Raw genomic sequence first — 5944 nt, forward strand, 5'->3', positions numbered from 1 at the left:
GCTGGCAAGGAGTTCAATCTTCGCTAATTTCTTTGGATCGTCTACTTCTTTAAGAGTATCAATCGCTTCCAGTGGAGGGATGTTTAGATCGGCAATCTCAAGATCAGGAGTATCTAACAAAGAATAATCTAGTAATTGCAAGGCGTATATGCCAGTATTAATGGCTTCCAACATCTGATTCTGAATGATATAGGATTGAACCTTGAGTTTGCATATTGCCACATTGTCCAAGACATCTTCGGTGTATTTCAGCGTTGAATTGGCTAGTTCTCTGGAACGATCAAAATGGGAGTTTAGATACTCTAATTCAATGGCAAGTAAGTGTAAATCCCGCGTCAAGTCATACTGGTTTTGCCAACTTTCTTTTTCCAGGTAATTTAGGGCAATATCGCAATATTCTAAAGCAGCATTATAGGCAGCTGAAGCCTTAGCTCTGCGACAAGCTATCAAGTTGAGTTCAGCAAGTTGGTTACACTCTTCCTGTTTAACAATTAAATTCTTACTATAGTTAAATTGACTTACCAACTCAAAAATTCGTTCTTCTCTTGCTTCTGGTGGAATTTTCTCTAAAAGCAGTTGTCCGATATGGTAGTGAGTAGTTTGTTTTTGTGCGTCAGGAATCAGAGAATAAGCAGCTTGTTGCACCCGATCGTGCAAAAAAAGATATTGGGCATTTTCACTTGTTGGAGTATTTTCCCTAGCATCATCACGGCTCAGGTAAAACTTATAAACCTCACTTTGAGGAAGTATAAAACCATCTTGCAAAGCCTTCCATAAACTGTCTGCTGTATCTTCTTGTGAGTTCTCACAAACAATAGCCAAAGTCTCCAAGTCAAATTGATTACCAATACAGGCTGCTAACTTTAATGTCCCCTGAGTTGCTGTTGGCAACTTGTGCAATCTTGTTACCATAAACTCTACCACATCATCAGATAGCACCAATTCTCGCACTCGTGTCATGTCGCACTGCCAGTAACCCACATCAAAATTAAAACTAATCCACCCATCCTCATGCAACCCCTTGAGAAATTGGGTAGCAAAAAACGGATTTCCCTTAGTCTTTCCATATACTAATTCAGTTAAAGGTAAGGCAATTTCTCCCTCGCAACTCAGAGTATCTGCCACTAAATAATTTAAGTCAGTTTTGCTTAAAGGAGAAAGAGTTATAGTGTTTAAAGCTGCTCCAGATTTGGCAATTTCATCTAAACTTAGCATCAACGGATGAGCTGCAAATACCTCATTATCCCGATAAGCTCCCAACAAAAGCAAATAGCCAGTTTCTCCACCCTCCATCAATAGTTGCATCAATTTCAGAGATGCTGTATCTGCCCACTGTAAGTCATCAATAAAGATAACTAAAGGGTGACTTTCTGTTGCGAACACCTGAATAAATTTTTGAAACAACAGATTAAAGCGATTTTGGGCTGCACTTCCCGACAACTCAGGAACGCTTGGTTGCTCGCCAATAATCTTCTCTAACTCTGGAATTACTTCGATAATAACTTGCCCATTCTCCCCTACAGCATTAAGGATTTTTGCCTTCCACTCATCAAGTTTGATATCGCTTTCACTCAACAGTTGCTTCATCAAGTCTCGGAAAGCTTGTACCAAAGCACTAAAAGGAATATTGCGTTTAAACTGGTCAAATTTTCCTTTGATAAAGTACCCGCGCTGCCTGACTATGGGTTTGTGAACTTCATTCACCACTGCTGTTTTACCTATTCCAGAAAATCCTGCCACTAGCATCATTTCTGAACTTCCCCCCCCCTTACTAAGGGGGGTATGGGGGGGATTTGCCTTTCCCAGGGTGGATTGAGGGGGGATTGCCACCCGCTCGAAAGCATCTAGTAAAGTTTGAACTTCTTTTTCCCTACCATACAGTTTTTCAGGAATCAGGAAGCGATCGCTTATATCCCGCTCTCCCAACTTAAAAGTCTCAAATTTCCCCACCTTTTCCCATTGAGAAAGACATTTTTCTAGGTCGTATTTTAAACCCAAAGCATTCTGATAACGGTCTTCGGCATTTTTAGCCATCAATTTGTGAATAATATTAACCAAGGGAGTCGGTATTTGGGAATCAATCATTTGAGGTTTTTTAACCAAATGACAATGTATTAATTCCATTGGATCGGCTGCATCAAATGGTAATTTTCCGTTGAGCATCTCAAAAAACATGACTCCCAGTGAATAAAAGTCGCTGCGATAGTCTATTCCTCTATTCATGCGTCCAGTTTGCTCTGGAGATATATAAGCTAAAGTTCCTTCTAATAATTTGGGATTTTTAATTTCAGTAGTTTCAAAAGGTAGCACTGAAGCAATACTAAAATCGATTAATTTTACTTGTTGAGTCTGGGGATGAATCAGTATATTTGCTGGTTTAATATCTTTATGAATAACTCGATTTTGATATAGTTTGTGTAATATATCTGCTAGTTGAATTGCTATTTTTAAACAAGTTGTTAAGTCTAATGAGCCATATTTGTCTAGAGATATGGCCCCAGTGTCTTCCATCACTAAAGCATAACCGTTGCCATAGGTTTCTAAACTTAGGGATTTGACAACCCCTGGTAAATTGAGGTTTTTGGTAATAGTATATTGGTTGCGGAAGTATAACAGTTCGTTAAAAGTTGGATATTCGTTACACATAAATTTGAGCACGACTGTCTGAGAGTCTGTTACTCGAATGCCTCGATAAACTAAGGTACGAGTACCTTCATAGAGCTTTTGTTTGATTTGATATCCTGGTAGTCTGATGGTCATTGCTCTAGAGTGAATAATTATGGTAATTATATAATAGCTCTATCTAACTCTGAGGCTGTGTTATGAATCACTAGTGCCACTGCTCGGAAGTTAAAAGTGATGCATTAAGTACTAATTGGTGAGGTTTTCTACGGCGCTTTTAAAGTGCGGAACCATCTCCGCACACATCGCTTCCAGAATGTAAAATGCACATTTGGCAGTTAAAAGTCAATTATTTTTGATTTGTAATTGTTTGAGGATTTTTTAACTGGTCATACCAAATCCGATTTACATAGGAGGTTTATTGTAAAGGTAAGGCAGAAGGCAGAAGAGTTAGAAGAATTTGGACAAATTCGCTTTTCATAACCGGATTTAGTATCAGTTATTTCCACCGTCCTGCACTAGGTATAGCGCTGTGCGCAGGCAACAGGAGGAATAAATTGCCGACAATATAAGACTTTTAGCTATTGGGCAAATCCTGAAATTTGTAAATATACCAGCCCTCATTGCTATAAGTAATTGATTTTATTGCCTGGATAAAGCAATTATAAACTCTGTACCTGCTCCTAGTACTGAATTATAATTAAGTTTTTCTCCTGCCCTTTTATGAATTTACCAATTATTTATCATCCTAATTATGTTGCACCGATGCCACCTAGTCATCGCTTCCCAATGGCAAAATTTCAACTACTTTATGAAATGCTACTAGAGGATAGGGTGACAGAAAAATCGCATTTTTTTATTCCACAACTACCACCTTTGGAATGGATAGAATTAGTTCACGATCGCGACTATATAGAAGGATATTGTAACGGTACTTTAGATCCAAAAGCACAAAGACGTATCGGGTTGCCTTGGAGTGAAGCATTAGCAAATCGAACTTGTATTGCTGTGGGTGGTGCTGTGTTAACGGCGCAGTTGGCACTCAAACATGGTTTAGCTTGTAATACTGCTGGTGGTACTCATCATGCGTTTCCTAATTATGGTTCTGGGTTTTGTATTTTTAACGATCTAGCGATCGCTGCCCGGGTTATCCAAAAATTAGAATTAGCTCAAAAAATCCTAATTGTAGATTTAGACGTACATCAGGGAGATGGCACTGCCTGGATATTCCAAAATGATCGGACTGTATTTACATTTTCTATGCACTGCGGTATCAATTTTCCTAGTAGAAAACAAATTAGCGATCTAGATGTACCCTTACCAGAGGGAATGGATGACGACCTCTATTTACAGACTTTAGCCGAATATTTACCAGACTTGTTGTCACAAGTAAAGCCTGATTTGGTGTTATATGATGCTGGAGTTGATACTCATATTCATGATGCTTTGGGAAAATTAGCTTTGACAAATACAGGAATATTCCGACGGGAGATGCAAGTCTTGAGTACCTGTGTAGCAGGAGGTTATCCGGTTGCTTCCGTTATTGGTGGGGGATATACAAAGGATATGAAATCATTAGTTTACACTCATTCACTTTTGCACCGTGCTGCTAGAGATGTATTTGGGCAGTATCGACTTTGATTTTTAAGCGCTACGCGCAAGGCAACAGGCAACAGGCAACAGGCAACAGGAGAATACAAAAGAATTTCAGCTTCTATTCATGTCAAATACCTTAATGCGTAGCGCTATATCAGTTTTGTTAAATTAGACATCTCTAACTAATCAAGGCAACAGGCAACAGGCAACAGAAGAATACAAAAGAATTTCAGCTCCCTACTCTCTCTTTTCGAGGAGATATCTATTGTACTGTCACATTTTTAGCCTATCAAATCTAACTTCTGACTTCTGACTTCTGACTTCTGACTTCTGACTTCTGACTTTTGACTTCTGATTCCCTTCATTCATGCACGACTACAGGTGTCCCCACTGATGCCCAGTCAAACAACCATTTGGCGTGATTGACTGCTACATTAGTACAACCATGACTAACTGGGGTGCCAAACATATTATGCCAGTAAGCACCATGAATTGCCATTCCCCCATCATAATACATAGTATAAGGAACGTCGGGAACGTCGTAACCGGGTCCGGTCATTCTTGTACTGCGATATTTTGTCTGTACTCTGAAAGTACCTAAGCGAGTAGGGGTTGATGATTTACCTGTGGAAACTATCACTGCATAAACTGCTTTATTTCCTTCCCAGGCAATTAATCTTTGAGTTGATAAGTCAATTGAAATCCAACGTTCGGCTGATTGCTGTAATTCTAACATTCTCGTGGCAATTAGATTTTCCCATCCACTAGCTTCTGTTGGTATTGACCAGGAGAAAAAAGTAGTAATAGTTAGTGCTGTAGTCGCACATATTTTACCAACTTGATACCATTTTTGAGAACTAACTAAGTTTTTCATGTTTTCTACCTAATTAAAACAAAATTTATGATGTGATTTGGAAGTAGATTATTTTGATTAGACATATCCAATAATCAAAAATAAAATCAATTATCGCACTATATAAATCAATTATTTTACCCTACTCTTTAAGCACTTTATATGCAAGCTTTCTACTCCCTTTTTTATGGAAATTTCTATTAAATTTTAGGTTCAATTTTTAGTGGAAAGTTCTTTAACAAGAGTCTGAGCTTTTTTGGCGATCGCTTCCCAATTTTGAGCAATTATTAAATCTTTGGGAAATAATTTCCCCGATAAACCTACAGCAATTGCACCTGCTTTGATAAATTCTTTAGCATTTTCTAAGGTAACTCCACCAGTGGGAATTAGAGGAATTTCTCCTAAAGGTCCTTGCAAACTTGTGATATAAGTTGCGCCTCCTACTGATGAAATAGGATATATCTTAACACAGCTAGCTCCTGCCTGCCAAGCAGTAACTATTTCTGTAGGAGAAAGAGCGCCTGGAATAATCGGAACAGCTGCTATTTTTGCTGTTTGAATCATAGCAGGGTTAGTATGTGGCGTAAAGATAAATTGGCAACCAATTTTGAGTGCTTTTTGTAACTCTTCTATGGTTAATAATGTGCCTGTACCAATGATGCAAGTGGGTAATTCAGAGCGGAGTAAAGTAATTAATTCTGATGCTTTATGACTGTTCCAAGTAATTTCTATTATGCGAATACCACCAGCAGCAACTGCTTTTGCCATTTTCCTACCAATCTCAATTTCTGAGGCACGAATAACAGCAATTATTCGATTTTTTTGTAATATTTTTAACCAGCTTTCTTGATTCATATTTTGGTGGGCAGATTC

The 5944-nt window shown here is 38.4% G+C and carries 4 protein-coding genes; 1 reads left to right on the forward strand and 3 read right to left on the reverse strand.

Features of this window, described 5'->3' with window-relative positions; translation table 11 throughout:
• Positions 1-2760: AAA family ATPase (locus AC3DU7_RS22555; protein ID WP_488041543.1), on the reverse strand; the 2760-nt coding region annotated here is incomplete at its 3' end.
• A 585-nt stretch (positions 2761-3345) separates the two neighbouring features.
• Between AC3DU7_RS22555 and AC3DU7_RS22560 the strand changes: the two genes are divergently transcribed.
• Complete coding sequence (locus AC3DU7_RS22560; RefSeq protein WP_488041544.1) at positions 3346-4263, forward strand: histone deacetylase family protein; 918 nt, start codon at positions 3346-3348, stop codon at positions 4261-4263.
• Between the two features lie 316 nt (positions 4264-4579).
• On the opposite strand, the gene AC3DU7_RS22565 is transcribed toward AC3DU7_RS22560, so the two are convergent.
• Together AC3DU7_RS22565 and AC3DU7_RS22570 are read right to left on the reverse strand one after the other, a co-directional pair.
• Positions 4580-5092, reverse strand: coding sequence for a L,D-transpeptidase (locus tag AC3DU7_RS22565; RefSeq protein WP_488041545.1), 513 nt, complete (start codon positions 5090-5092; stop codon positions 4580-4582).
• A 192-nt stretch (positions 5093-5284) separates the two neighbouring features.
• Positions 5285-5926, reverse strand: coding sequence for a bifunctional 4-hydroxy-2-oxoglutarate aldolase/2-dehydro-3-deoxy-phosphogluconate aldolase (locus AC3DU7_RS22570; protein WP_488041546.1), 642 nt, complete (start codon positions 5924-5926; stop codon positions 5285-5287).
• Between the last annotated feature and the right edge of the window lie 18 nt (positions 5927-5944).

It is taken from the genome of Okeania sp., assembly GCF_983059655.1.

Bases quoted from the DNA above. Each gene is read 5' to 3' on its own strand.
- AC3DU7_RS22560 (WP_488041544.1), top strand. From the start codon at position 3,346: ATGAATTTACCAATTATTTATCATCCTAATTATGTTGCACCGATGCCA.
- AC3DU7_RS22565 (WP_488041545.1), bottom strand. From the start codon at position 5,092: ATGAAAAACTTAGTTAGTTCTCAAAAATGGTATCAAGTTGGTAAAATA.
- AC3DU7_RS22570 (WP_488041546.1), bottom strand. From the start codon at position 5,926: ATGAATCAAGAAAGCTGGTTAAAAATATTACAAAAAAATCGAATAATT.